The organism is Runella defluvii (genome assembly GCF_014195535.1).
In the GTDB taxonomy this organism is placed as follows: domain Bacteria; phylum Bacteroidota; class Bacteroidia; order Cytophagales; family Spirosomataceae; genus Runella; species Runella defluvii.
Genome location: NZ_JACIBY010000003.1, coordinates 100,154 through 126,047, shown reverse-complemented (window position 1 = coordinate 126,047; position 25,894 = coordinate 100,154). Strand labels below are relative to the sequence as shown.

Genomic DNA, 25,894 nt, shown 5'->3' with positions numbered 1-25,894 from the left:
TACCTCTATCAATCTAAATCCGTAAATCTGCGTTTATATTTTCAGCTATTGAAACTTGTTTTTATTAGCATCATTAAACTTTTAAATATTTTTAATCATTTCGACCCTTGCTTTCTTTTCCCATTCAACGAGCATCTCATTTGCCAGAGCTTCCTCAATATCAGTTACTTTATCTATTAAATTTTTATTCAATTGAATTTCCTTTTCGGATCTATAAGATTCGATTTTTTGCAGTTCATCTTCAAGTAGCTTTATTTTTACTTTTGCTTCCATTTCTGTTACTTTTTCCAGTTTATACATTTCCCAGTCGTATTGGCCAACGGGAGTTTTTAACTTTAAATAGGTGGGAAGGATTTCTATTACCAATAAAGCTAAGAAAATCAACCACTTCAAAACTTGAACGCCAGCATTCGGCATTAAAAACAAAGTAGTAAACTGAGTATCAAACCCTTGCATAGACTCAATCATGCCTTTGTAGCCATCGCTCTGCTTTTTTATACTGTCTTGATTTGCTCTAACTTTACTCTGAGTAACTGCCAGGCTACTGTCCTTTTTTGCTTTTGATACTTTTGTCTCTTCCAGCCAATCATTACAAATTCGATTGGCCTGACTTGCTAAAGAACTAATTTCACCAAGTTTTCTTCCGTAATCTCCGGCAGCTTTTCGTTTAGCAGTATTAAGTGATGTTAATTTAGAATCCGATTTAAAATCTTGAGGGGTAGCATCTGCCTGAGATTGTCTATTTTTCCATATTTTATAATAAGAATTGTAGTTTTTATCGGCAATTTGCTTCTTGTTCAATAAACCTGGCAATTCCTTCCTGTTTATATCATTTATTTGATTTTTGAGGTTTTTATATTCTGCGACAGGGCATAAATCACAACCTTTGTTTATCATATCTTCAAGCTTTTCGGTCTCTTTTTCTAATCTTGCTACCTGTAATGTATCCGCCTTTATATTGTATCCTACGCTTAAATCTGCTTGTCTTTTCAGCCAGTTTTGGGCATTATTTTTATCCATTTCAAACTTAATCTTTTCATGGAATACAATATGGTCAAGAGGAATAGACATAAAAAAAGATAATATAATGGCTAATATAAATCGTGGAACAAAGTAAGGAAGAATTCTAAAGTCAGTAATAGTTGGGTCTTTTTTAATGGAATTAACCATAGACCTATCTAATGAAAAGATTAAAAATGCCCATACTAAAGCAAATCCAATAACACCGATTTCATTGTCCTTTACAAAAGTCTTACCCGCTATGTATCCCATTAGTCCTGCAAATAACGATGTAATGAAAATCATTAACCCGATATTTGCATGGCGATTATAGTCATTAGGACATTTTTTAAGGGCTGAAATTTCGGACCCTGCTATTACCCAAAAAATATACTGTATTTTAGAGTAATGTACTTCTTCATTTTTTTTCATCGTACTTCAGTAATTTCAGAGTTGTAGATATAAATTTTGTTTTGATACTTTTGAAGGGTATTTTTATTCTCAGGATAATCAGAAACAAGTTGAATGAATCCAGTATTTTATTTATTTTCACAAAGTCCCTTTCAAATTTTGGGGTTAAGGAATCAATGTTGTTGATTTTTTGAAAAATAGGTGAAGGAATATTTAGACTTAACTTGGGTAACTCAACGATCTTCCTTTCATATTTCGGAGTGGATAATACTTCAATAGAACCTTCAAAAACTTGCCTATATCTCTTATTCTCAGCAACAATGGAGAAATAAAGATTTGATTTTGTTTTAACATTATACTCTTTTTTGCCAGTCAAATCTACCCCCAAAGGCTCTAATGTTATTTTTTGAGCATTCGTCGCATTTATAGTCAATTTAACTGGCCTGTGTGGGAATACCACCCTTTTATCTTGTGTAATATCAAGATCAATAGGATAATAAACATCCACTTTTAAGATATTTTCTGTAAAGTATTTAGTTTCTAAAGCAAATGCCAAAAGTTTTATTTTAGTAGATTGACCTAAATTTTTAATTTTATAGGTTGACAATTCGGTTACGTCAATTTCAAATTGATTATACTTCAATATTAACCTACTAAAACTTATAGCTGACCAGCTCAAAGTTAATTCTTCATCAAATTTTAAATCTTTATTGTTAGCGGATAAGGAAATGATTTCTGGCTTAGGATAGCAGTTGACTACATACTCATGCTGTAATTCTAAGAGCTCATTTCCATACTCAAAGAAAAATTTATTTTTATCACTGAAGCTAAATGACTTGGAACCTGCCATGGCTAATTCATCACCATTTATTCTTACATAGGTACAGTTTTCGGTAGTCCATACTAAATCTCCCTTATCTCCTGACAATACAGCCAAGGGCTTTTGGAAGATATTTATTTGGGGTTTTGGGAATATACCATTAAGAATATTTATTAAATCTTCAATATATATAAATGGACTCAACGCTGACAATTTCAGATAATAAACGAACCCCTTAATTTCACTTAATGTAAAAAGGTAATTAAATAATACAGAATCATTTGGCGACTTGAAATCATTTTCATTAAATATGATGTTATCACCGTCATTATGGGCATCGTATAGAAGCGGATTAAGTGAAAGAGCAAGAAGTGAAGTATATATCAAGAGAATTGAAAAATGGTCAATATTACTATTATAATCAGCTAATTCCCTATTTAAATGTTGGTACGTAGGAGTACCCAACTCTATAGCTGTTTCACTTGTTAATGTTGGCACAAACATCCCATCGTAGTCAATTAAAGTAAGATTTAGGTTTTCATCTACTAAAATATTACTTAACTTCAAATCACCGTGCGCAACCCCTTCTTTTAAAAGTATAATTGAAATATCTTTAAAGTTCTCTGCAATCTTTCTGATTTTTCCTAAATCTCTATCTTGTACAAGTTTTTTAAGTTTGGTTTCTAAGGATTCCCCTTCAATCCATTTCATCACAACTCCAGGGAAGAATTTTTCATCCTCTCGCAAGTCATCAACATCTACATAAATTAATTTTTGTACAAATTTGAATGGTGTAAAAAATGAATGAGAAGTATTTTCTAAGTACTTTGAAATTTTCGTTAATCTTACAAATCTACCTTCAATGTTTTCATTAAAAAGCTTTAAAGCTGAAAGATCACCTTGTTCGTTAGTTACCTTGAAAACAATAGCATTGCCACCCGAAGAAAGTATCGGCTCGTTACCATTGTATATTGGCTTAAAGCGATAACCTTTGTTCTCTTCGTCGGGAAACATTCCGTTTACCAGCGCAGATTTGTATTGTGATTTACTCGGATACATTTCCCTTGATTACAATGAGTGAATAATCATCTATCTCTATTTCTTTTTTTAAGTATAAACTTTTTAAGTGCTCCTTAAACACATCGTTACTATTACTTATTATATAAAGTTCATTTATATAATCTTCACAAGAACTAAAAGAATATCTTTTTTTAAAATCTTCCTTTAGAGCTAAATATTTATCACTGACCAATGAACGTAAAAAGCTTTCTTCAAAATTAATAGGCTCAAAAAAAGGCAAATCTAAAATATACAAATGAAGTAACATCCATTTTGCCAGACTGTCGGAAGCCAATACTACATAAAAAGGCGAGTTAACCGAAAATTCTTTATGAGGAAAAGCTTTATTACCTTCCATATTCCAATTCAGTAATTCAGGTGAATCATCTATACTGTGTTGTTTATTAATGGAGGTAATATAGGTTAGATGAAAGGTGTCATCACGATGAACAAAGTAAAATACACAGGTATCTCCAATTGAGGAAAATATTAATTTGTTGTTGATTTTATCAACCCAACAGGCACAAAAGGTAGAATAAGAACCATCTCGATGGACTTTTTTATTCAGTATTAAATCAGACAAATCTTTTTTCTCTATGACATTTTCATAAAATAATCTGCAAGTTTCAGAATACCAATTCTCGGAAGGCATAAAAAAATGCATTGGATTTAGTGGAACCCTCTCTGCCAAAAACTTAGCCCATTCTTTACAGAATACTCCCGAACCGCCTGCGCCATCGCATAAGACAAAGGAAGAGAATGGCTCTTCCTGAGAATGATTAATGTGTATAGCATCTTCATTTTCAAACTCCCTTTTATCAATAAAGTTTGCTACGGATGCCCTATGACATTCAATTTCCATTAGCTAATCCTGTTTTTTAGAGTGGATGTACCTATATTCAAGAAGCTGATTACACTTTGAAAGTTACCGAATACTACTCCTTTTATTTCTTCTTCATTGGGTTTTTTTTTTGAGACAAACTTTTTTAAAGAATCAGGGATTGAACTGGAAGCATCAAATAAAGCTGCTTCATATTTATTGCCTTCAAAACTATTACGTTCTGATAAAAGTGGATACTCATTTAGATTTTCACTGTTTTCTGATAATAATAAATTAAAAAGCAATGTGTCTCCATCGTCTGTTGAAATGGATTTTATTCTGTCGGACGCCTCAACTAATTCAGAGTAGGTAGAAATATCTGTCGCGACACCGTCCGTAATATTAAAAACCATGGGCGGAAAGCTTTCTGGATGTGCCTTGACCCATTCCTGCAAATAGGTACAGCTTATATCAAACGCCTTTTTCATGGGTGTCAATCCTTCAGCATAAGGTTCTACCCAAATGTTAACTTCTTCTTTCATTTCTCTTGGACCAAATGGCTTTGGGTTAGGAACAGAGATGACTTCTTTCCGGATTGATCCGTTTCTTAATTCATTTACCGTAACCCATGTACGATTTGCTAACGACCCTTTCCAAGCAATTTCTACAACATTTCCATCATCTTCTTTTATCCTGCCATATCCAATAATTAACAGTTCAAAGTAATCTTTAATAAGATCCGTTTTTTGGCAGGTCAATATCGTTTCTTCTAAAAATTGGTTAACCATCAAGGCTAAATGCTCAGCCTTGGTTTTAATTACACCTCTATTATCTTTCAACTCCTCTTCCATGGAGCCTGATTGATCTATTAATATCAAAAAAGCGCAGGGGTTTGCACTTGAAACTCTAGCGGAATAGTGAGTAGCTGTCATTGCGGCATTTCTGGCACCAAACAAACTCACAGCGTTTGTCAGAACATTCGGAGCGGCTTGGCCCGAAGTGGTTGTTAAATTAGTATTGCTCATTTTTTAGACTATTTAATTCATTTTCTAATCTTTCCTGTTCCTCCTCAAAAAAAGCGGTATTACTTTGATACGCTTTAATATCACGGTATGATTTATCATTCTTTATAATGATAATGTCATTAAACAGCTTGCTTCTACGCTGTTTTAGGTAGTCCAGCCTCTCTTGTAATTGCTTTTTGGTAGATCGCTTGTCTTTTTCATCTATATCATAAATACCGTTTTCAAGTTTATGCAATATTTCAAGTACTCGACTCAGTTCATTTTTCTTGTAGGCATTACTCAGCTCTACAAAGATTCGGTGCGCTTTACGCTTCATCTCTTCTTCCGTAAACTTATCCGGGTGGCAAAGTACGACTGCCTTACGATATGCTTTTTTTAATTCCTCCTGATCCTCATTGCTTAATTCAGCTCGTTGCTCTTGGATAATTTCAGCGTATTCACTTTTAAAATTATTGAATCGTTCCTCTGCTTTTTCGTATTCCTCAGAGCGGATATTTCTTCCAATATTCTTTAATTTCTCTTTTTTGAGTTTTAGAATTTCAAGTATCAGGCTTCCGAAAGCTGTGTTATATTTATGGACAAAATCTGAAATGTATTTTTCCAGCGTACCCTTTTCATTTTCAAGGGTTACTATTTCAATTTCAAGGTATTTGATTTCCCATTTCAAACTATCCAAATCTACCTCATCGTACAGAGTAATGGATTGAATTCTAACTAAATAGTCCTGTATTCTTTCCGAAGCATTTTTAAAGTCCAAACGGTTCAATAGGTCTAAAATGCTGATTATTTCCTTTCGTAATTCATATTCCGCAATTTTTCGAGTATGTAGCGTTATCTGGTCATGCTCCTCCAGTTGGATCAGGCTATTGATCATTGTGAGCCTTCTACAAATTATTTCGACATCAAACTGTTTTAAGGTGTCGTGGCCATGATACAGTACTTTTATTCTTTTAAACTCATCTGTAAATACCTGAGCAAGCTGCTCATTTTCACGGTTGATTGTGATATTTTCGTGATTAGACTGCGCTCTTTTACTCCAATTATAGGAGCCCGTGATGGTGGTTGAGCCATCAATTACACAAAATTTGTTGTGCATGGTAATACCGGCAGTTTTATCATTGATCATGTGTACCCTGCCACCGCACGCTTCCAATTGGGTATAGTCTAATCCATACGTTCTGTTTGTATAATCGTCCATCAGGATCAATTGAACATCCAGCCCTGCTTTTGCCTTATCACATAAAATCTCAAATATTTTTGAGTCGGTAAACCAAGCTACAGCTACATAAATAGAGCTTGTTGCTCCGGTTAATTCGGCGGAGATATGGGCTCTGATGTTTGTAAAATAGGCTTGTGTTTCCATATCAAATTGAGACTACCAATCGGCGTTTAAATATTTCTGTAACTGTGAGTTTTTGCCGGCTGATTTCAGCACCTCGGCCCGGAGCATTCCTTTGGCTTGCAGCGGGGCGATGTTTTTGCCGACGCCATCGTCGAGTTTGGGGTCGTAGCCTTCGGCGATGAGTTCATCTGTTTTTTTGGCAAAAGTTTCTATTTCCTGCAATTGCAGGCGGATGGTTTCGCGCTCGGTTTGGGCTTGTGCACTGCTGCTGTCGCCGATCTGCTGGAGGCGGTAGTTTAGGCTCTCGGTGCGTTTGCTGAGGTAGCTGCTTTTGAGCTTGTAGAGACTGTCGCGGTTCCATTTGTAGATGATGATGTACGCCTCAAAGCCTTGGTGCTCGCCGCTGCTCAGGTGCCAGATAAAAGGCGTTTTGGGCAGGTACATAAACAGGTTGAGGTGATCGCTGAGGTTTTTGAAGAAATGATGCTCGATGTACTCGTTGATGGGGCGACCAAGCAGCCCATCCAACTGCATAAACTGCGCGGAGCTAAAGCCCTGCTGAAAGCAGTACTGTTCCAACCGATCCATCAGGCGCGGCTCGCCGGGCAGGCCCACCAGCGGCACGATGCCGTCTTCATCTTCCATGAGAATCGTACGGAAGGCATCGGCCAAAAACTCCAGGGCGATCTCGGCGGCGCGGGCTTGGGGCAAGACTTTGCTTTCTTTGAACCAATACCACACGTTGATGGGATTGACCTGATGACGAATACAAAACTCCTCCAGATCATTGTTGCTTTGGTACAGGGTGCCAAACTCCGCCTTGAGGGCCTGCACCTGCTGCTCTTCTGCCTCCATGACGGCCAACTGACGGATATGCTCGATGACCGTTTCTTGTTCCAATACGACCTCGGCCAGATACGCCTCGCGAGCCGCCTCCACTACGGGCAGTTGGCCCACGGGCTTGCCCATTTTGGCTTCTACCTGTTGCCGATCTTCCTCGCTAAATTCATAGACTTCAAAAATAAGGTGGTTTATAATAGCTTCATTCAATAGTACCTGCGTAAGTTGGGCATTCTCAAAATTGAGGTATGCGAATAAACGGCCTTTTAATGTAGAAATATTATAGGCTAATATTGGGCTATTAAATAACTCTGTTTCAATTAACTCATATGAACAGAGTTGTTTTTTTATCGCTATATTTTTTGCTGATAAAGAAGAGATATTGTCTTCATGAAGGGGCGAAGGTTTTACAAAGGGTACTCGTTTTATATCACCTACTTGTGTCTCAACTGTTGAATTTAAACAATTTGATACATATGTAACAAATTTTGAATTTAAAAGAGCTAAAAAATAATCAATTTGACTGCTATTTTGAATTTCCCTTAAAAATAAGCAAGAACCTTTTTTATCAAAGATTTGATTTAGGTCAATCTTTCTAAAAGACGCACCTTTACCAGAAGTTGCACTGTAAGTAATACCTTCTTGAAAATAGAATTTTTTATTATCAGTAGTCGCTAAGAGTTTACCCTCTTGATCATAGTTTACTAATAACCAATTATTCCCAAACCACTTATTAGACCCTCCTCCTTTTTGATAAGGAACCCATTTAATAGAGTCTTTGAAATAATTTTGAGAATAAACATATACTTCCCATTTATATCTTAAAAACTTATCATTATTCCCAGTCATTAAACCAGTTACAATAAATAACTCATCATCTAATGCTTTACTTTTAAATTTTTCCCTAAATCCATCACTTATCCAATAAACGAATGGCCAAGTTTTAATTACTTTCAGTTTATCTTGAGAAAGAGAAATGTTATGCTTGTTAGGGCGATTAGATATGTAATCATCAAGTGCTTCAAGGCAGAAATTTTTTTTCAATTTTTCATTTGATGTGCGGGTGTACTGATTTAGGGAAATAAATAATGTATCTTTTTTAAATGTCGTATTTTCAAAAACGTACATTACGGGAGCAGATGCAAAACCTCCGTCAAATACATTTGTAGCGTCAGGGCCATAATCAACAAAAATATTTATGTGCAGTTTTTCCAATATAAATTTACGTACGTCCTCAAACGTTTTGATATACATGAACGTAAGAGGGTGAATCAACGCCATTTTTCCGTTTTCATCAATTAATTCATAACACCTCTTAATAAATGTAGCATAGAGATTGGTATTGAATTTATAGGGCTTTTTGTAGTTGTCTTCCACAAATTTTTTGAGTTCAGGGCCAAAATCGGCACTGTCGGTATAGGGAGGATTGGCTACGGCCACGTCGTATTTCTGCGTTAGCAATTGCAAAAAAGTAATGGCATCCTGCGTTTTGGTATTCAGGAAGGTTTGGCCCTGCTTGGCGGTGTTTTGTTCCACGGCTTTTTGCAGGTTGGCAAAGAAAGTGGCCCTGAATTTCTCAAAATCTTCGAGGTTTTCCTGTCCAAACAAAACGATCTGGTTTTTGTCCACCTGTTTGGTCGTACCAAACCATTTGAGGTTTAGTTTCTCTTCGAGGCGTATCAACGTGCCAAACTTATGGGCGTTTTGGAGGTCGTCCCACAGGTCGGCTATGATGCTGCGCTCACGCTCGCTCAGCGCGGTATTTTCTTCAAAAATGTGTTTTACCTCCGGGTAGGCGGGCAAAAAGAAATCGGCGCTTACAATGTTGAAATGGTCTATTTTGGCCGTGCGTTTTTTGCGTTTGGCCTTGATGTACAGGCCCAACTGCGCCAATTGTATGGCGCGGTCGTCCAAGTCCACCCCGTGGAGGTTGTGGGCAATGATGAGCTCGGCTATTTTGCGGTCGTCATAGTCGGCCCCGTAGTTCTCGATCTGATCGGTGTATAGGTCATAGAACAGATCAAAGCCGTACAGCAAAAAGTTGCCGCTGCCCGGGGCGGGGTCAATCAGCTTGATGTCCGTCAGCGGTTTGGGGGTGCGGGTTTGGGTCTTGGGCGCATTGGCAATCTTGTAGCGGTTTTTGAGGTCGCTGTCGGGGTACATTTCAAGGTATAGTTTTCCCAGGCTGTTGTCCACCAAAAACTTCACCACCCAGCGCGGGGTATATACCTGGCTTTGGATGCTTACTTTGTTAAACTCCGTTTTGTCGCCGCTGTCTTTGTGGGCGGCTTTTTTGTAGTTGTTGTAGCTTTCGTAGAGCCAGCCCAGCACGTCGTCGCTTTTCCAAATATCGTCTTCTACCTGCGCATCGGTTTCCACTTGGTTAAAGGCATTCATGATGCCGTTGAGCTCAATGGCCGTGGGCAGCAAGTGGTACGGGTGCAGGGGGCTGAACAAAGGTATATCGCCGGCCAAGTCGTTCAGTTGATCTTCCATAAACCGTACCAGTCCTTCCATTTCTTCGCTGCGTCCTTCGGGGTGTTGGTCCAGCCAAAATTTATGCGCAAACGAGCGGTCGCCGTGTTGGCTGCGGCGGGTTACGATCTCGGGGTGCAGCGTGTGGGCTTCCATCACCTTCATGGCCGCCAATCGGTTGAAGAGCGTAAAGGTAAATTCCTCCACCAGCTTTTCGTAGGCTTCGCCCACGGTGCCCGTTTCGGCAATCCACACTTCCCGGATGGTTTCAATGCGGCTTCGATCGGCGCGATACTCGTCGGGAACAGTCTCTAAGGGTTGGAGAGCGGCGGGGGTTACGCCCATTCGTCCTAAGCGGTTGCGAAAGGCGTTGTCAATCAGCTGGCGGATATATTCTACGTGGTCAGCGAGTTTCATTTTTTATATTAATGCGCGATAAAAGAATTATATAGATCGGTAGTTGAAGGAAGCGGTTCTTCATTTTGATGACGTTTCTTAAAATACTCGACAATGTCTTTGTATTCAAAACCCCAATTTGAAACCGGATACCGAGTTGAGCAATCAGCTCTTCTTTCATCTGGGCATAAGCAATCCCAGATAAATTGAATCATGTCAACTCCATTAATAAACATATAATTTCCTCTCCCTCCATGTTCTGATTCAATTGAAAAAAGGATAGGCCGTATCGTTATTGCCCCAAATCTATTTTCATGACATACTATGTCAAATGTATTGTTCGCAGCCCGTCCATTTTTGTCTAAAACAGCTTTGATTTGAGGGATTAAGTCAAGAAGTTCCTGCTCTTCAAAAAGGCCACACCAATGCAATAGCTGTGATAAATTCTCAGTACTTCTACTTCCTATTGATCTAATTGATGCATTGAATTTTTTTTCATGATTCTTCACTTCAGCAATTACAATATCAATTGTGTTATCAGGAATTGCTAATTGTTGTGAAAATAAATCCCCTCTTTCTGACTGGCTATGATTTGGAAAACGAATCCCAATTCGGTCAAAATCAGTCCCATTTTGTCCCCATATTTCTGAATGAGGCATATAGCCCGTCTGAAAATATCCATTAAGTCTTAAAAATAAGCCTACCAGCCTTTCCTGAAATTCGCTCTTTTTCATAATCAATTAATTTCAATATCGTCACTATCAGCGGCTCCCGCCAGTTTTTGCAATTCCTGTTGCAGCCATTTTTTGTAGTCACTCACCTTTATTTTTCGGCCCGGCAGCAGGGAAGAATAGGTTTTGGGAGCGGGGGGCGGCGGTGGTGTACCGGGCGGGGGCACAAGAGGAACCGTTCTGACCAAGCTCGAAGCGATGATTTGAATGTCCGTTTTTTTGCTGTTGTACAACTCCAGAAAAGACAGCATTTCCGAATACGTAAACTTCGTCTGTCGGTCTTTGACCTCAAAGGCAATATCCACAGCAGACGAAGTGCGTTGCGAAGCGTATTGCAGAATTGTGTCGGCTTTTTGTTTGGCGGCCATATTCAGAGACGACGGTAGGCTACTGATTTCCTGCACCAGAGCAGTGGCGTCTTTTTCCAATAGCAGATAGTTGGCCGCCATGTCGGTAGCAGCCGCCTGCATGAGTTGGAAATAAGCATCTTTTATCTTCTGAACGGTTTCCTGCAACAGTCTGAAATTCTTCACTACTTCGCCTTTATACAGACTGTTGAAGGTGGCCACCAGCGACGCAATCAAGTCATCATTTTTGGCCGCTTTGGTAAGTTCATCCGTTACGCCATCGGCAAAGCTTTTCCATAAGCGGAGCTTCTCAAGGTTGTTTCGTATAAACCGTTCCGCTTTTTCAATTTCGTAAATGGCATCGGCATACACCTCCGTCTGCGAGAGGTAGTTTTCGGCTTTGTCCATGTAGTTGGCTTCACTGACCGCGCCCGTAAACGAGCCCAATTGATCTTTGCAGCCTTCCAAATTGCTGAACAGCGCCTCAAAATCTTTGTGCGCCCGCTTCATATCGTCTACCTTATCGCAGAAACGCTTGGCGAGTTCTTGGACAGCTTTTACCAAGTCAAAATCATTGGTATTCCAATCCACTTTTTTACCAATGTGGGTTTCACAATCCAACGCCTGAAGGGATGTGACGATGCTGTTCTTTTGGGTCGTGGAGAGTGATTTGGCAATGGCTTTAAACGAGGCTTTTCGCAGTTCCCGGTCGTTGGTGAACAAGGCTGCTACTCCGTCATCTTTCCACGAGAATTTTTCGGAACCGTTGTACTTGGCCATGACCTTTCCACCCCGTAACAGAGCCGCCAGGGTAGTTTTGACAGTCCCCCACCCAAAACCCGTAGGGGGTTGTACCAAGTCCCGCTCAATGGTGGCGACATCCACAAACGTATTTCGGATCTTGTACAGGATTTGTTCCGCCGATTTCAGGGATTCGCCGATGAAATTGCCCTGGGCATCATAAAACTGAAAATCGGTACCAAGTCCGGTAAAGTAGGTGGACAGCCGTTGGGTATTTCCTTCTTTGATGATCCGTTCGGCGATCGTATCCGGCAACTGCGCCGAAAGACGTTGACTATACACATTCTGAATCACCTGCCGTTGGAGGTTGTTCAGGGTCGTTTGCCAGTTATTACGGTCGAGTTGAGCCGTGTTGTACAGATAAACGGACGTGCCCTGCATGAGAGATTGTTCCACCAATTCTTTCAGTCGATTCTCTTTGGTGGAGCGTTCGGCCTGAAAACCCCTCACAATAGCCCCTTCATCCGATTGAGGATTGGTGTATTTTTCTTCGAGAAATTTGATGCGTTCAATTTCGTCCATCAGTTTGTCGATCTCTCGGAACGAGCCATTGTCGGGAGCCAGCCAAATGACATCTTTATCATCGCGGTATTGGGTTTTGAGCTGTTCAATGACGGCCGTTCGGTTAGTGGTAGCGTCGTCTCCGTAATTGTACAGGCTTTTGACCTTCAGCTTGAGATGTTTCAGTGGAGGGTTAGACAGTTCATCGTCGTTGTCGGAGGTGATATAAAAATCGTAAGCGGTGGTGCTGTCATTGATCCGAGCCAAGGCTTTGATGAAAGCCGCATTTTTGAAAGCTGTAATTACCTGCTGTTTCTTTTTGAAGATCTGCACCGGGTACTGCGTCATTTCGTCCAGCAGGCGTTGCTCAATATCGGACGTAATTCGGTAAGTACCGTCGGTCAGCAACAGGATTTTGTGCTCCACTAAGGTTTCCAAGGCTTTAGAAATCAGCCTCTGCGTGGCATGAAAATCTTCGGGTGATTTGATATACGCCTTTACGATATTACTCAGGGAAGTAGTGGCCGTTTCGGCTTCGGTCAGAAAATGAATGGTTTCCAACAAGCGGCGTCCGGGCAAGTCAATGTGCTCGTTTTTTAAGATGCTGTCCGCATTGGAGTAACGGTTCACCAACCGAACGGGAGGGGACGGCTGCGCTTCCTTAGCGATCTGCCACCCGGTCGCTACGCTGTATAGTGTTTCATTTTGAAGTTCATGTTTCAGAATATCGTAGGTGGTAATGATCATCCCCCTTGCTGCCACCTTGGTGGAGGCGTATCCCTGTCGGCCAAAGAGGAAATTTTGCAGTAGGCCGAATTGGTTTTGGTAAAAGGGATAATAAGTGACAAAAGAACTTACATCCTCGGTTTTTCCAGCCCCCGTCAGGCCACTGTGGTCGGCTATTTTGCCCGAGTGGAGTTGGTAGTGTTCCTTTAGTTTCAGCAGCGCAGCATCGTTCTTTTTCAACAAACGGCTTCGGATGATCACATCCACTTCCGTGGCTTCCAGGTGTATCTTGGTTTTAAAGCGGTCGGTTACTTTGGTGAGCTGCGCCTTGCTTACGTTTGAGTTATTGATGACATCATCCAGTTTTTCCTGCGCAATGGCAATGGTCCATACTTTACCACCCATGGAAGACAGCGCTTCGCTGAGTCCTTCCAAATCGAGCAGGGTGAATTTTTTGGAGTTGATGGCTTCACTGGCTTCATCAAACAGAAAAACAACTTTCTCGTCTTTTACGGTTTTAAAGTAATTGCTCAGTTCATCCCGCAATTTTCCCGCGCTGAACTCGTCAATCTCCCGTCGAATGGTTGTGAGGATGTTGGTATAATCCGATTCAGAATTGCCCAAATCAAGGTAAATGTTTTTGATGCCGGCTATGTAAAGCGTTCGGTTGGATTTTAACTCGTACCACGTTTTGCCAGCCTTATCCTGTACAAAATCAGCGGGGTTTCCGTAGGACGCATCGCACATTAGGGAAAAGAGCAGGAATCCGTGTTCGTTTTCGGGTAATTCCAAGGATTTTAGGAAGTTTTTGAACAGGGCATACGCAAACCCTTTGGACGTATCCTGCTTGGCACTGTCTAAAAAAACCACTCGGGCATTGATGCTGTTGAGTTTGGAAATGGTATTTTTGATCAATGCCTCATTTTCAATACCGGCAAATCGTTGCAGGATCCTGTCGCGGGCGGGGGTGCCGTTGATAAGTCGGTTGCTCATCAAATAGCCGAGTAACTTACCGAAATACGATTTACCGGAACCATAAAAGCCTGACAACCATACGCCGGTTTCAATGATATTGGAAGTGAATACCGAAACAAAGCCCTCATATTCTTTGGCAAGGCCATCGGTTATGATATAATTCTCGATCTCTGACTGAATGGCGGCTTCTGAAATGTCCTCCAAGTCAATCACATTTTTAATATCCTCGCTTAAATCAATGGTAAGTAAATCTTTTATCAACATAATGAATGGTCTTTCTAACTATTATTCAATAATCATACAACGGTATTTGGATGCAGGCTGCTTACCGAGAAAAAGCAGTCGGTCGGCTTCATGGGTAGCCGGGTACAGGATAATGATGGGCAAATTTGCCTTCATTACGCTTTCATTCTCCATGATGTGGATATTTTGAATGCCAGTACCGTACAGGGCACCGGTATTGATAAGCACGGGTACTTGGTTCTGTTGAAATGCCGCATGGATTCGGTTTATGATTGCCCTGAACAGGTCCGGAGATTCTTCGCCGACGGGTGCTTTAAAAATTTCGTGCGTAGCCGATTGTAGCATTTCGTACAGTTCAGCCACTTCAGCCCTGTATTTTGACACAAAATCTATCAGGCATTCATTCAAATCAATGATTGAATAACCCTCTCTTGGCAAAAGCCCTTCCAAATAGCGAATGTATTCGACTTCCTTCATGGGGTCGCATACCATGAGGATGGAATTGCCGCCGTTGGCTTTCAGGGTTATTTCCGAGCGCCTTTCCGACTGTACAAGTCGAATCGTTTCATGAATAGTAAACTGTAGATTACCGAAGGACATCGTAAAGCGTTGAGTAAGGGGTCAGGGTTTCTATTTTCAGTTTATCGCCGGTATAATTCAACTCAAAGTAAGTGGAGAACCTTTTTTGCATGATTCTTTCGATAAATACTGGTCGTTCACAGAAAGAATATTTCAACCATTCGCTTTCCAGCAAATTGGGTTTTGGCTCTACCGAGGTAATCCAATAGACAAAAAGCACAAACATTTTATCATTTAGGTACGGATGGAGGATGGTTTTGTTGTGCGAACCTTCCATCAGACCGAACTTCTTGAGCAAAGTTAGGTATTTAGAGGCTGTTACGTTCAATGTCGAATCAGACCATTTTTTCAATTCTCTTTCCGTTTCACTCAACTCTTTTAAGCAAGCAAAGACCTCATCCTGTTTTATACTGATCCTTCCACTGTAAAAAGAGACAAAAAAAGTGTGCTTATTGAGGTAATGTAATAATTCATTATTGAATGAAGCATTCCAGAATAAAAGGAGCAGGCTATCCTGGGAAAGCCCCTCGGACATCAAACTATCTCGTACTAACGCCTCAATCTCAGGGTTCTGGAATTTTATCAGGGTTGCAGAGATCGCATTTTCAAACCGCTTTACCGACTTATCGGTCTTAATTGCCGTAAACGTATGTACCCCTCCACTTTCGCGCATGGATTCCAAACTTTCCCTTAAGAAGACAGAGAGCAGGTTCCAATCAGGGAGGCCGCCTAAAATATTAATATCTGAGTTAATTAACATCGGTTCTATTGAAGCAATAATGTATAAATATTTTTTAAATTTTCTAATATTTTATTTTTACAATAGTTATTTGTATTTTTTTTGTACAATTCCTATTTTTTGATTTTTGTTCATAGATTTTAAAAAGGCTTACTTTGTGGGCAAACTTATCGTTTAAGTAGTATAGCAATGTTAAAGACCCAAAAGTACATACAAATCGTAGTACACCGCGTCATACATTCAAAACACTTTCATCCACTTTTGACACCTAAAGAGAAAAAACTATGTAACATACTGTTTATCAGATGTTACATGATTTTCTAAACACACACAGTTCTACCAATACCGATGTAATTACATTTTGTCGTTACAAAGCTCAAAAATCAAGAACAGAAAGACGCTATTCTACGTATTTGGGCTTTCAAGTAGAAAACACTTTACGGATAAGGAGGCATCTGAGTATCTGAAAAATAGGAGAACCAAGGCCCGTAAACCGTTTGATAACTTTTTCCTGAACTTTTTAGGGGGAAACATCTTCACTACTTCTAACAAAGGTATCTTTGTTAAAACCTTATCTCACAATCAACTACTTACAACGTATGGAAACAAACCTCAGATTAGACCTGACCATTGAAGAGCTCCAATTTTTGATTGAAACCCTTCATAACTTACCCGATAAGCCCGACGAGCTACTGGAAAAACTTTTGAATAAATACTTCAAGGCAATTACCCCTGAAATAAAAGAAACTCCCCCTGAAACGGAGCTTTCGATTGAAGTGAGGGAATTAATTACGCGTGCAATTTCTATTCTAACTGGAAAACCACAAGCAGAGATTCAACCGACAGACGAACTGGTAAACTTAGGATTAACACCTACCAAACTCGAAAATCTACGAGTGCATATCAATCAGTTTATTAATAAAAAAGGGAGTAAAAAGTTTATCACGACGGCAGACATGGGCAAAATTGAAACAGTTGGTGAATTAAAAGATCTCACATTAACAAAACTAAAGCCATGATGAAGCGACTATTAATTATCGGACTTGTTACGGCACTGGGAGCAAGAGCACAAAAACCTCAAGAAAAGTTCTTCAGCCGATTGTCACTGCGCCAGTCATTTCAGGGAAAACTAGAAAGAGAGGAAGCTGCGTACCTTAACTTAGTCTATCCCAAGGGTGACACCAATAGTTTCAACTATAGTGTTGCCGTAGGCTATCAAGTACTTAACATCAATCTCACTCAAGCTAAACTCCGCCCCTTCGTAGAATTGCAGAAGAATACCCTCATCAAAAACAAGCAAGATGTGGTATTAAGTGGGCTTGACTTCCAAAGTCCGTTATGGGATGTTTTAAAAAATGCGCGTAGTTGGACACCCTATGTGACATCAAAGGTCAATTATAAAAAAGACAACGTAAAAAAAACGGAAGGTGCTCAAGGGAGTCTGTATGTCTCACCTGTATTCAACGGAAAAGACGGAAAGTTTACCTTATTACCTGATGCTGTCACAGACGTTAAAGACTCGGTGTTGCTTTTCTATTACAATTTATACGGCGGAGTTGAATATGAAGATAGAAATAGCTCAAATAAGGCATCTAGTGGTGATGTATGGCGCCTCGCTTACCGATTAACTGCAAATTTGACGCTCTGGAAAAAAGTTGAAATTATTCCAGATTATATAAGTCGTCAACTGATATATCGAACAACCGATACTGAAAAGACAAGAAGCGAACTGTTCAAACTCACGTGTAATTTTATACTGGCAGAAAAATCAAAAAACAAGTTTGCAGACATCAAAATTGGTATCGACCATACCAAGGGAGTCGACCCCACGAAGGGCTTTGACAATCAGGAATTCACTACCATTACCTTCAAAATGAAGATTTAAGCACCGCAATTATTCGTTTTGGAGAAAACGAAAGTGCTTTCCTTCCCTTTTGTGAAAACTCCCTCACTGAACTTGGGAATGTAGAAAATCTGAACAATGACAATCTTAAACACATTCGTTGATCATGTTACAAAATCTCAAACTCATATTTACACCCAATACTAAAGACCCCTTCGGGGCGAGGTTTACATTCAGCCTCATGGTATTTATTGCTGTTGGTCTACTTTTTATCGTTTGTCAAGGAGTTGCCCTTATCAACATCACCTTACTTTTGGCCGCAGCTTGTCTAGTAATAGGAGTCTTGGTTGGTTTTTTATTTGGGATTCCTAAATTTTTACAAAATAACAGAGCCCAACCTATCTTAAACTCTACTACCTACCAGTACGTTCCCAACACCAATTTGGAAGAAATTTCGGATTGGCTTACCAAAATTATTGTAGGTCTTGGATTAGTACAGCTCAAAAGCGTTCCCCAGCAACTCCAGCAGACTTCCGAGTATATAGCGCCTAAAATCGTTAAATCTGCCATAGACAATGAAGCAGCCATAACATTGGTTAATTCTCTAATAATCTATTTCCCAATTGTTGGGTTTATTGGTGGCTATCTTATCACCCGTATGTACCTGTCGGGCGCAATACGAAAAGCCGATTTAGAATTAACAGATTCAAACGATTTGAAAGAGGTATTAAAAAATACACAGGAAGCTTTTTTTAATGTTCAAACCGTTATCAATGAAATACAAGCTAAATCCTCCCAAACAGAGCAAGGTTTGTTAAGCCTGCGAGGTGATGATAACAATGACCCTCAAAAAGGACAATGGGGTGGCCTCAATGAAAGAAATGGAAGAAGGCTAAGCGCTATTGTAAAATCATCAGAAGGCAAAGAAGGTCTATTTGATGTTTTCCTAAAAGTGGAAAGCATCGACGCCAATCTACCCTTGACAGGCGCTGTGAAGTTTCACTTACATCCTACATTCTTCAACTCCAACCCCATTATTTTTGTACAAGATGGCAAAGCAGAACTCAAATTGGTAGCTTGGGGAGCATTCACAGTAGGGGCTGAAACTGAAAATGGAAACACCCAACTCGAACTTGACCTGGCAGATGAGAAATGGGGTTTCCCAGAGGCATTTAGAAACCAATGAGGTTGTAATTTCAACAAATAAGTAATCAATTTTTGTCTTGCTAAATCTCCTTTGGCAAGACATTTTTTTGTTTTTAAACAACCAAGACTGGGTAAGTCACTAGTGTTCATACAAATCGTAGTACACCACGTCATACACACATAATTCATATTCTATTCTTTTACTCTCAAAAAAGAAAAAATCATGTAACATACTGTTTATCAGATGTTACATGATTTTATAAACACACACTATTCGACCAATACCGATGTACTTACATTTTGTCGTTACAAAGCCTAAAAATTAGCTACGAAAACAGTAAACGGTCTCGGTGTTTGCTAGTAGTTTCAGTAAATGCTTCCTTCCACCACGCTTCCTGGCCACTTTGTGGGGGTTTCGACAAGAAAATCTTTGCATTACGTGCTTCCGCCTGCTTCACTCGAAAATGATAATGGTCAAAAAGCCGTAGCGCTTCTATCATGTATGAAACTGCTACTTTTTTATCCTTGATGAGTACCAAATTTTCGCCGTTATTTCGGTCGGCAGCATTTGAAAAATTATAGGAACCTAAATACACTCGTGCCGATGGCTTATCGAAATCCAAAACGACAAACTTATGATGCAACTGTGTACCTGTCCCCCCACTTGGCTCCGACTTGAATGGCTCAGGGAGGGCTTCATCCGTTAAGTTGGAGGCAAAGACAGGAGCTACATTTCCATTCGGTTTCTGTAAATCAAGCCCTCCCCTACGTTTGTCAGACATTCCGTAAACAAAAATTCGCGGATCAGCCGTTACTTCGTCAATAGCCGTTACTAATGCCCCTGTTTTACTCATTTGGTGTAAAAAAGCCAATGAATAGAAAACAGAGGTTTTTGCTTTCTTGATGTCAGCAGCTATGGACTCCAAAACAGAATTGTCACGGCTGTGAGGTGAAAAAGTAACTTTTGCGTCAATCGTTGGTAGCCCTAAATCATTCCAAACCGCAGAGTTTGTTTCAACAAATTTGGCTTTAATATTATCACTATCCCAGTAATTGTTAAAAGCAGCTTTAGCAACGTCAACCACCTGCTTCCCTTGCACAATCAGTGCATTATTGGCCTGTACAAAAAAGCCGCGCCAGCTAAAATTTGTGGACCCGAAAACAACTGCTTTTCGCCTAGGACTATCTACCACAATCATCTTATTGTGCTGCAATCCCCCCAAGTTTTGGCGTTTTACATTGCCATTTCCAGCAGAAAGAGCCAGTTTTGAGGCAACCTGATTTTCCCCTGAGTCATGTTCGTTGTGGTCACCACTGTCATCAATAATAATTTTCAGTCGAGCACCTAGTTCTTGTAGTTTATCAGCGATTTCTTTAATGCTTAAATCATAAGCCACCACGTACACCTTCGACTCTTGATCTTCTATGGCCTCAGAAAGCAACTGATTGATTTTTTCGCGGGCCTCAAAACCCATCCATTCAAGTGCTTCCTTTGACTTTGGATGCGTAGGAACGAAATCTACTCCCAAAGCGGCCTTAAGTGGCAATAATGTTTTCACTGCCTCTTTACCATATCTATCAACAAAAGCTTGTGATGCAATAAAACCTCGCGTAAAAGTGACATTTAGCTCATCAGGGTAGGTGTCGGAAAACAAGTCGATAGAAACAACTTGGGGCTCGCCATACGTGAGTTCACTTTTTGAGCTCATAAAAACGGGTGTAACACGGTAGGTAAACAACCCAACATCATTGGTTCGAGTAGGAAAATGAACCCAACGAAACATTTGAATGGGTGAACGTAACGAAGAATACCTGTCCGAATCTTTCTCAAAACCTTCAAATGTAATACGGTTTTTAATCGGTATGTAGCGATTACCCTTAGGGTACTTATACTCGATTGCAAATCCGACAAAATCATTTGTTGGAGTGCCATTGAGCCAATTCATTGCTAATAATGCCATTCCTTCGCCCCGATGCACCTTGAGGCTGAATAAAGCATTAGGGTTTTTACCCACAATTTGAAATGAATTTGTTGCCATTGTGTGTTTGTTTCAAGATTAGAATGAGATAACCCGTCCTTCTTTACTAGCCTGCTCTTTGGTATACTGAACCCCCGCAACTTTGATGTTGTCACCGTTAAGCAAGGAAATGGTTCCCCCAGTATTTCCCAACTTGAATACACTGCCTCTCGATATTCGGATGTCAGTGGTTCCTCCAGCTGATAAAATCACATTCATAATCGTAAACTCATTTCGATTCCTATCCACGAGTTTCCAACCACTCAATTCAATATCGTTTTCGGTGGTGTTCAATAAAATCACTTTTTCTTTACCATCTTCATCACCTCTTGGATTAACCAAGGCACCGACAATAACTACATCTTGCTCCAACACTGAAGGCGAATCAGCAGGTGTAGGACCACCTGATACATTGATTCGATTCCCTGTGGTATCGTCGGTATGTAGCGTAGTTGGATTTAGCGAATTAAACTGAGATTGGAAAGCTAATAGAATGGCAGTCCATCGGTTTAGACTCGGATAATAAATTAAAATGCCACCATCCTGAAAAACCCCATTGTCCCTTTCAAAGCGTCCAGGTGGGTTTCCTTGGTTCATGTGAATATCGTGGATTCCTTGGTCTCGTATCTCAGGAAAATACCTATCGTTTCCAGGAGTGCTCGGCCATTTTTCACCAAAAACAAAAACAAGTGAATTGGGATCTGCTTTTGACTTTTCTAAAGCAAGTCGAAGTTTGTCCTCTAAATCATTATCAAGCCCTGGAGCATTGTTGGGTAAAGGCATCATTTTATTGAAGTCTCCTACCATGTTACGCCGTAAAAAATCAAGCCCAAATTGTTTTCTCTTGACCGCTTGTCCAATGTCATACACACCTTGTTGGGTAAACTCAGCTAATAATCGACTACAAAGCTCATGTCTAAAATCATTATCTACGAGCGTCATCAACATAGAACCATCTTGCGAACGAACATTCACCGCAACCCGATAAAAGTCGCCACCGGTATTTAACTTTATTTCAAAATGATTGGCGTCGGGAGCCATTAAACCTCGTTCGTAGCGGCCGACAAATAAGTGATAGTGTGAGAGGGGCATAAATATGTTGTTTAACGTGAGTAATTATACTGTGAATGAAGGTCATGAGTTTTTTAATTAAATACAACATACTGACCATAAACCTATTGTTAAATTTATCAAACGGTCAAAAAGACTAGTTTTAAAGCTACTTTCACAGTTTTGTACATACAGTTTGAATAACAATTAGTATGCACATCTAAAATAATCGTAGGAATTGTGGCAAAAACAAAAAAACAGCACGTAACATGCTGTTTTTCAGAGGAACCCTTATTTTAGACCATGCTCCAGCAGTTATTTATCCAATTGAAGCAGTACCAATACACTGTAGGCTTCACTTTTTTACATCAGATTCCTTTTTTTCCTTAAAAACCTCAACAATTCGAGGTCGCTTGGAAAGCATCCAAGTCCAGCGCCAATACAATACCATAATCAACCCCAAAAGCAGAGTTCCAATTAATAACCTGTATCGTTTGGTAAGCTCCACAGCCATAGCCCATGTAAACGGTTCACTTTCTTGAATTACAACAGGACTTGCTTCTAACTCAATAATGGGTACATCTATAGCTCCTTCTGTTGAATTTTCATTTGCGTCATTTATTCTGATTTCAGCTTTGCTTATCAGGAGCGTTAAAATGTCTTTTTTCGTGGAAATAATTTTCCCATTTATTTCCATTCCTTTTGCTCGTACAAATAACGCATCAAGGACATCATTTTCCTCGTACTGTCGCAAACGTATTGAGGTTGAAGTGAGTAAATGATTCGTAGCATTCCATTTTCGTAGCAGTTCATCGTATTTTACAGCATTTTCTTTTGCACTTTGAAGGCTAAAAATTGCTTGTCGAATACACTCACTTTCACTTAGTGAATATTCTGCCGAAAGTTCTTTAAGAAGTTCTTTTGTTGAAGTATCGGCACGGAGGGTTATCACCTGATTTTTCATGGTGGTCTTAAGATTAAAAGTTAAACAATAATTTGTTTGAAAAAAGCTCTAAAAAGGACACAACGTAAGTCGATAGTCTGCAAGATTCCACCGTACCTTACTTTTTACACTAAAAAAAAGGGGTCGTTTTTTTACAACACAACAACACCAACACATCTAACTGTATATCAGTAACTTACAAATTTTTTGTCGTTGTAAATTCGTTGTAAATCGTTGTAAGCGCTACAACAACCAAAAAATATTTTAGTTACAACTTTACAACAGGTTTACAACAACATTACAACACTAGAAAACAATTTATATAATTGATTATCAATACTTTACTTACATTGTTGTAATGTTGTAAAAAATAAGGCTCATTTTTTCGAAAAAAACTTCTTACCAGCTTCTAACTGGAAAATTCAAGGCCAAAACGTTTCTTAACAAACTCGTATCTCACAGAAAATGAATTACTTACCATATCTTTCAAGGAGCTATCATCTGTTCTATCTACGCTTCGAAACCTAATAGTCTTACAAACCTCTTTTTCTTGCCTTGGCAGTTCCATTTGAAGGATTTCGGTTACAATACTATCCTTATCTGGTGGCGTCTTAAAGAAGACATTTCTATACTTTTCCAAAAACAGTGGATATATTGATGGAAAACGTAGATACAATAGCTCTTTATCAATCCGATAGTGAATTCCTGCGTGAATCTTATTCTGTTCGTACAGAACCTGTAAAATATTGAAAAATTCAGTCAATACAGACGTATCGCTTTGAATGGAAAATTGCCGCCTAATGCTTTTTTCACCAAAACTAACAAAGTCTTCGAGCACATCTGCTTTATCTACTGATTCACAGACTCTAATTTTTCCATTGATGTGCAAGATGTAAGCACATGTTAGCGCTTGAGACATGTTCGCAAATAACCGTTCAGGGAGTCGCTCATTTTGAAATCGATCTTTTAACTCCTTGTAAAGCAACGAAAATGCTTCTAAGTAGTTGTCTTCTATCAATCTACGATGCCTTACGAGCTCAACTGTAACAGCACCTAAGCCGTTGCTTTCGAGTGAACTAAGATGAATATACGCATTATTCTGTTTTTGTGTTTTTTGTTGCGTATAAATCGGTAAAAACAAACAGCGCGAAAAGAATATAGGGTTTTGCGGAATAAAGTTACTAGTAAGCGCTACTGCCGAATTAATATCAATACTCTCAGTATCAGAGCTATTTCTTGAATTATCGGGAGTTCGATGATACCCTGAATTATCGTATGCCGCTTGTAAAATCCCTTCTTGTGGCATATTATTCTCGTATTCATCCATCCATATAATTGTATTAATAGCCTGACTCATCAGCTTTATCAAAGCTACATCTGTATTCTTGCTTTTTAAGTTGATGTCGTCTTGCTTCCCACCAAATAAGTGGGTAATGCTCCTAATGAGCGATGATTTCCCTGTTCCTGCTGGTCCTTTAGCAAATAAAATGGGTGAGAAACCCTTATGTCTCACTAAAATATCTCTATAAAGTGACATAATATAAAAGCTCATTGGTAGAAAGGCATTTTCCCAAAGATGTGTTTCACAGTAAGCTTCAAACCATTCATTGAACGTGATTTGATAATGAGTAAGTGTAAATCGGTGTTTCTTTCCATTAGGAACTTTCGGCATTGAAATACTACATCCATTGTTTGTAACGATACCAAAATCATCAGGCGAAAGCATTTCACCAAACGATGTAACTGCATGATTCGCAAACAGATACAAATCTGACAATTTATGGTACCCAAACTTATTTACTTTGACAACCGCAGTATGGCGCTTTAATGCAAATAAATAATCAATAATTTCCTCCCATTGTTCCTCATTGACTTTGAGACTCAACTCCTTGGCGGTCATTATGTTTTTCAATCTACGGGTCGAACAAAAATCTTCATGACTGACTTCAAGAAAAACTGGGCTGATGTCTCTTTTGTGTAGCTCCAAAATCCAGCTTTTGCGCTCTAAATCATCTTCAGCAAGGTATTTAATAAATAAATGAAAGTTGGATACTCTACTCCAGTTCTTCTTTGTCTGAACCCATATACTTCCATCTTTTCGATAATCCACTGTATTTCGACTGACCTCTGTATCTTGTTTAAGATCTGTTTTATCATCAGGAATTGTAAGCTTTGGGAAAATCTTCATTTGAATGGAATCTGCTATATCGTAGCCATCACTTCGCTCAGGAAACAAATCAATAATTTCGTAAGCAACTCTATTACGTTTCAGGCACTCAATGCTTGAAGCTTGTCTACCCGCCTTATCTGCATCACACAACCAGACAACTTTCCGCCCTTTTAAGGGTTCCACTTTTTCATCGGTTAGTCCATTTGCGGATCCACATGATACCCAGTCCCAATCAGGATAAAAAAACGAAGCTATCACTTTCGTTTTTTCAGATTCAACAATCACCACTGTCTTTTGCATCTCGGGATCCAACAAATCTTCCCCATACAGGCAAAGACCGTACCTCGTTTTAGGGTCAATCGGCTGTTTCATTGAGAAAGCTTTAATCTTCTTATCCCTTTTCCCATCGGAAGAGTAAGTAACCCATTTTGCGTTAACAATCTGGCCTTGAAAATTCTTAAACACGAATACAGTATGTCCTTTAGAACTAGTGCCGACTCCGTGTTTTCTCAAGTGTAACTCATCCACACCCAGGCTTAGACAATACTGATGAAAATTACTCCCAAGATTATTCAAGTAACCTTCCATTTTTTTGAGACGTTCTTGATCAGGCAAAACCAGCTGTTTATTTTGCTCTGTTGGTAAAGCCAAGGGAGCAATTTCGAAAAGAGGAATGGTATTACCATCTGGGTGGGAATGGTATCCACAAGAGTTGATTCTCTCACACTTACCGAAAACTGTATCCATACGGATACCATCTTTTTCGTAATATCGAAAACAATCCTGATGCCCACAATTAGGGCAAGTACCTTTCTTTTTAGGGTGTTTTTCAAACTGAAAAAAATAATTACTCATGGATGCTAAAAGTTAAGTCAATAAGAACCCAGCCGTGGTA

Annotated in this window: 17 protein-coding genes; 3 read left to right on the top strand and 14 right to left on the bottom strand. The window is 39.5% G+C overall.

What is annotated here, in order from left to right; all coding sequences use genetic code 11:
• Positions 1-81: 81 nt before the first annotated feature.
• The 10 genes from FHS57_RS08130 to FHS57_RS08085 are packed head-to-tail and all read right to left on the bottom strand — an operon-like array spanning position 82 to position 15,850.
• On the bottom strand, positions 82-1,431 hold the full coding sequence (locus FHS57_RS08130) for a DUF4407 domain-containing protein (RefSeq protein ID WP_183972387.1): 1,350 nt from the start codon (positions 1,429-1,431) through the stop codon (positions 82-84).
• Positions 1,418-3,244, bottom strand: a complete 1,827-nt coding sequence (locus tag FHS57_RS08125) for a serine/threonine-protein kinase (protein WP_221225573.1) — start codon at positions 3,242-3,244, stop codon at positions 1,418-1,420. The genes FHS57_RS08130 and FHS57_RS08125 overlap by 14 nt, the downstream gene beginning before the upstream one ends.
• A gap of 31 nt (positions 3,245-3,275) precedes the next feature.
• Entirely contained in the window at positions 3,276-4,151 is an 876-nt protein-coding gene (locus FHS57_RS08120) for a PP2C family serine/threonine-protein phosphatase (RefSeq protein ID WP_183972383.1), read from the bottom strand.
• On the bottom strand, positions 4,151-5,134 hold the full coding sequence (locus tag FHS57_RS08115) for a hypothetical protein (protein WP_183972381.1): 984 nt from the start codon (positions 5,132-5,134) through the stop codon (positions 4,151-4,153). Before FHS57_RS08115 ends, FHS57_RS08120 begins: the two co-directional genes overlap by 1 nt.
• A complete protein-coding gene (locus tag FHS57_RS08110) occupies positions 5,121-6,497 on the bottom strand; it encodes a phospholipase D-like domain-containing protein (protein ID WP_183972379.1) in 1,377 nt (458 codons plus the stop codon). Before FHS57_RS08110 ends, FHS57_RS08115 begins: the two co-directional genes overlap by 14 nt.
• Before the next feature lie 12 nt (positions 6,498-6,509).
• Complete coding sequence (pglX, locus tag FHS57_RS08105; RefSeq protein WP_183972377.1) at positions 6,510-10,208, bottom strand: BREX-1 system adenine-specific DNA-methyltransferase PglX; 3,699 nt, start codon at positions 10,206-10,208, stop codon at positions 6,510-6,512.
• An 8-nt stretch (positions 10,209-10,216) separates the two neighbouring features.
• Positions 10,217-10,921, bottom strand: coding sequence for a hypothetical protein (locus FHS57_RS08100; protein WP_183972375.1), 705 nt, complete (start codon positions 10,919-10,921; stop codon positions 10,217-10,219).
• Between the two features lie 2 nt (positions 10,922-10,923).
• A complete protein-coding gene (brxC, locus tag FHS57_RS08095; protein ID WP_183972373.1) occupies positions 10,924-14,532 on the bottom strand; it encodes a BREX system P-loop protein BrxC in 3,609 nt (1,202 codons plus the stop codon).
• Between the two features lie 21 nt (positions 14,533-14,553).
• Positions 14,554-15,111: a hypothetical protein gene (locus tag FHS57_RS08090; protein ID WP_183972371.1), complete on the bottom strand. Its 558-nt coding sequence runs from the start codon at positions 15,109-15,111 to the stop codon at positions 14,554-14,556.
• Entirely contained in the window at positions 15,098-15,850 is a 753-nt protein-coding gene (locus tag FHS57_RS08085) for a BrxA family protein (protein WP_183972369.1), read from the bottom strand. The genes FHS57_RS08090 and FHS57_RS08085 overlap by 14 nt, the downstream gene beginning before the upstream one ends.
• Before the next feature lie 578 nt (positions 15,851-16,428).
• Here FHS57_RS08085 and FHS57_RS08080 point away from each other — a divergent pair.
• From FHS57_RS08080 to FHS57_RS08070, 3 genes are all read left to right on the top strand, one after another.
• Positions 16,429-16,848, top strand: a complete 420-nt coding sequence (locus tag FHS57_RS08080; RefSeq protein WP_183972366.1) for a hypothetical protein — start codon at positions 16,429-16,431, stop codon at positions 16,846-16,848.
• On the top strand, positions 16,845-17,714 hold the full coding sequence (locus tag FHS57_RS08075) for a hypothetical protein (protein WP_183972364.1): 870 nt from the start codon (positions 16,845-16,847) through the stop codon (positions 17,712-17,714). Before FHS57_RS08080 ends, FHS57_RS08075 begins: the two co-directional genes overlap by 4 nt.
• A 124-nt stretch (positions 17,715-17,838) precedes the next feature.
• Complete coding sequence (locus FHS57_RS08070) at positions 17,839-18,858, top strand: pYEATS domain-containing protein (protein WP_183972362.1); 1,020 nt, start codon at positions 17,839-17,841, stop codon at positions 18,856-18,858.
• Between the two features lie 286 nt (positions 18,859-19,144).
• Here the strand turns inward: FHS57_RS08070 and FHS57_RS08065 are convergent, their stop codons facing one another.
• The 4 genes from FHS57_RS08065 to FHS57_RS08050 all read right to left on the bottom strand — a co-directional run bounded on the left by FHS57_RS08065 (position 19,145) and on the right by FHS57_RS08050 (position 25,854).
• Positions 19,145-20,857 carry a phospholipase D-like domain-containing protein gene (locus FHS57_RS08065; RefSeq protein ID WP_183972360.1) on the bottom strand — a complete coding sequence of 571 codons (1,713 nt, stop codon included), beginning with the start codon at positions 20,855-20,857 and terminating at the stop codon, positions 19,145-19,147.
• Between the two features lie 18 nt (positions 20,858-20,875).
• Entirely contained in the window at positions 20,876-21,928 is a 1,053-nt protein-coding gene (locus FHS57_RS08060) for a DUF2278 family protein (RefSeq protein WP_183972358.1), read from the bottom strand.
• 313 nt (positions 21,929-22,241) lie between these two features.
• Entirely contained in the window at positions 22,242-22,850 is a 609-nt protein-coding gene (locus FHS57_RS08055; RefSeq protein ID WP_183972356.1) for a ribbon-helix-helix domain-containing protein, read from the bottom strand.
• A gap of 388 nt (positions 22,851-23,238) precedes the next feature.
• The gene (locus FHS57_RS08050; RefSeq protein WP_183972354.1) at positions 23,239-25,854 is read right to left on the bottom strand and encodes a DUF6371 domain-containing protein; all 2,616 of its coding nucleotides are present in this window, start codon (positions 25,852-25,854) and stop codon (positions 23,239-23,241) included.
• Positions 25,855-25,894: the final 40 nt, after the last annotated feature.

Coding starts and splice junctions, on each gene's coding strand:
- FHS57_RS08130 (WP_183972387.1), bottom strand. CDS start 1,431: ATGAAAAAAAATGAAGAAGTACATTACTCTAAAATACAGTATATTTTT.
- FHS57_RS08125 (WP_221225573.1), bottom strand. CDS start 3,244: ATGTTTCCCGACGAAGAGAACAAAGGTTATCGCTTTAAGCCAATATAC.
- FHS57_RS08120 (WP_183972383.1), bottom strand. CDS start 4,151: ATGGAAATTGAATGTCATAGGGCATCCGTAGCAAACTTTATTGATAAA.
- FHS57_RS08115 (WP_183972381.1), bottom strand. CDS start 5,134: ATGAGCAATACTAATTTAACAACCACTTCGGGCCAAGCCGCTCCGAAT.
- FHS57_RS08110 (WP_183972379.1), bottom strand. CDS start 6,497: ATGGAAACACAAGCCTATTTTACAAACATCAGAGCCCATATCTCCGCC.
- pglX (WP_183972377.1), bottom strand. CDS start 10,208: ATGAAACTCGCTGACCACGTAGAATATATCCGCCAGCTGATTGACAAC.
- FHS57_RS08100 (WP_183972375.1), bottom strand. CDS start 10,921: ATGAAAAAGAGCGAATTTCAGGAAAGGCTGGTAGGCTTATTTTTAAGA.
- brxC (WP_183972373.1), bottom strand. CDS start 14,532: ATGTTGATAAAAGATTTACTTACCATTGATTTAAGCGAGGATATTAAA.
- FHS57_RS08090 (WP_183972371.1), bottom strand. CDS start 15,111: ATGTCCTTCGGTAATCTACAGTTTACTATTCATGAAACGATTCGACTT.
- FHS57_RS08085 (WP_183972369.1), bottom strand. CDS start 15,850: ATGTTAATTAACTCAGATATTAATATTTTAGGCGGCCTCCCTGATTGG.
- FHS57_RS08080 (WP_183972366.1), top strand. CDS start 16,429: ATGGAAACAAACCTCAGATTAGACCTGACCATTGAAGAGCTCCAATTT.
- FHS57_RS08075 (WP_183972364.1), top strand. CDS start 16,845: ATGATGAAGCGACTATTAATTATCGGACTTGTTACGGCACTGGGAGCA.
- FHS57_RS08070 (WP_183972362.1), top strand. CDS start 17,839: ATGTTACAAAATCTCAAACTCATATTTACACCCAATACTAAAGACCCC.
- FHS57_RS08065 (WP_183972360.1), bottom strand. CDS start 20,857: ATGGCAACAAATTCATTTCAAATTGTGGGTAAAAACCCTAATGCTTTA.
- FHS57_RS08060 (WP_183972358.1), bottom strand. CDS start 21,928: ATGCCCCTCTCACACTATCACTTATTTGTCGGCCGCTACGAACGAGGT.
- FHS57_RS08055 (WP_183972356.1), bottom strand. CDS start 22,850: ATGAAAAATCAGGTGATAACCCTCCGTGCCGATACTTCAACAAAAGAA.
- FHS57_RS08050 (WP_183972354.1), bottom strand. CDS start 25,854: ATGAGTAATTATTTTTTTCAGTTTGAAAAACACCCTAAAAAGAAAGGT.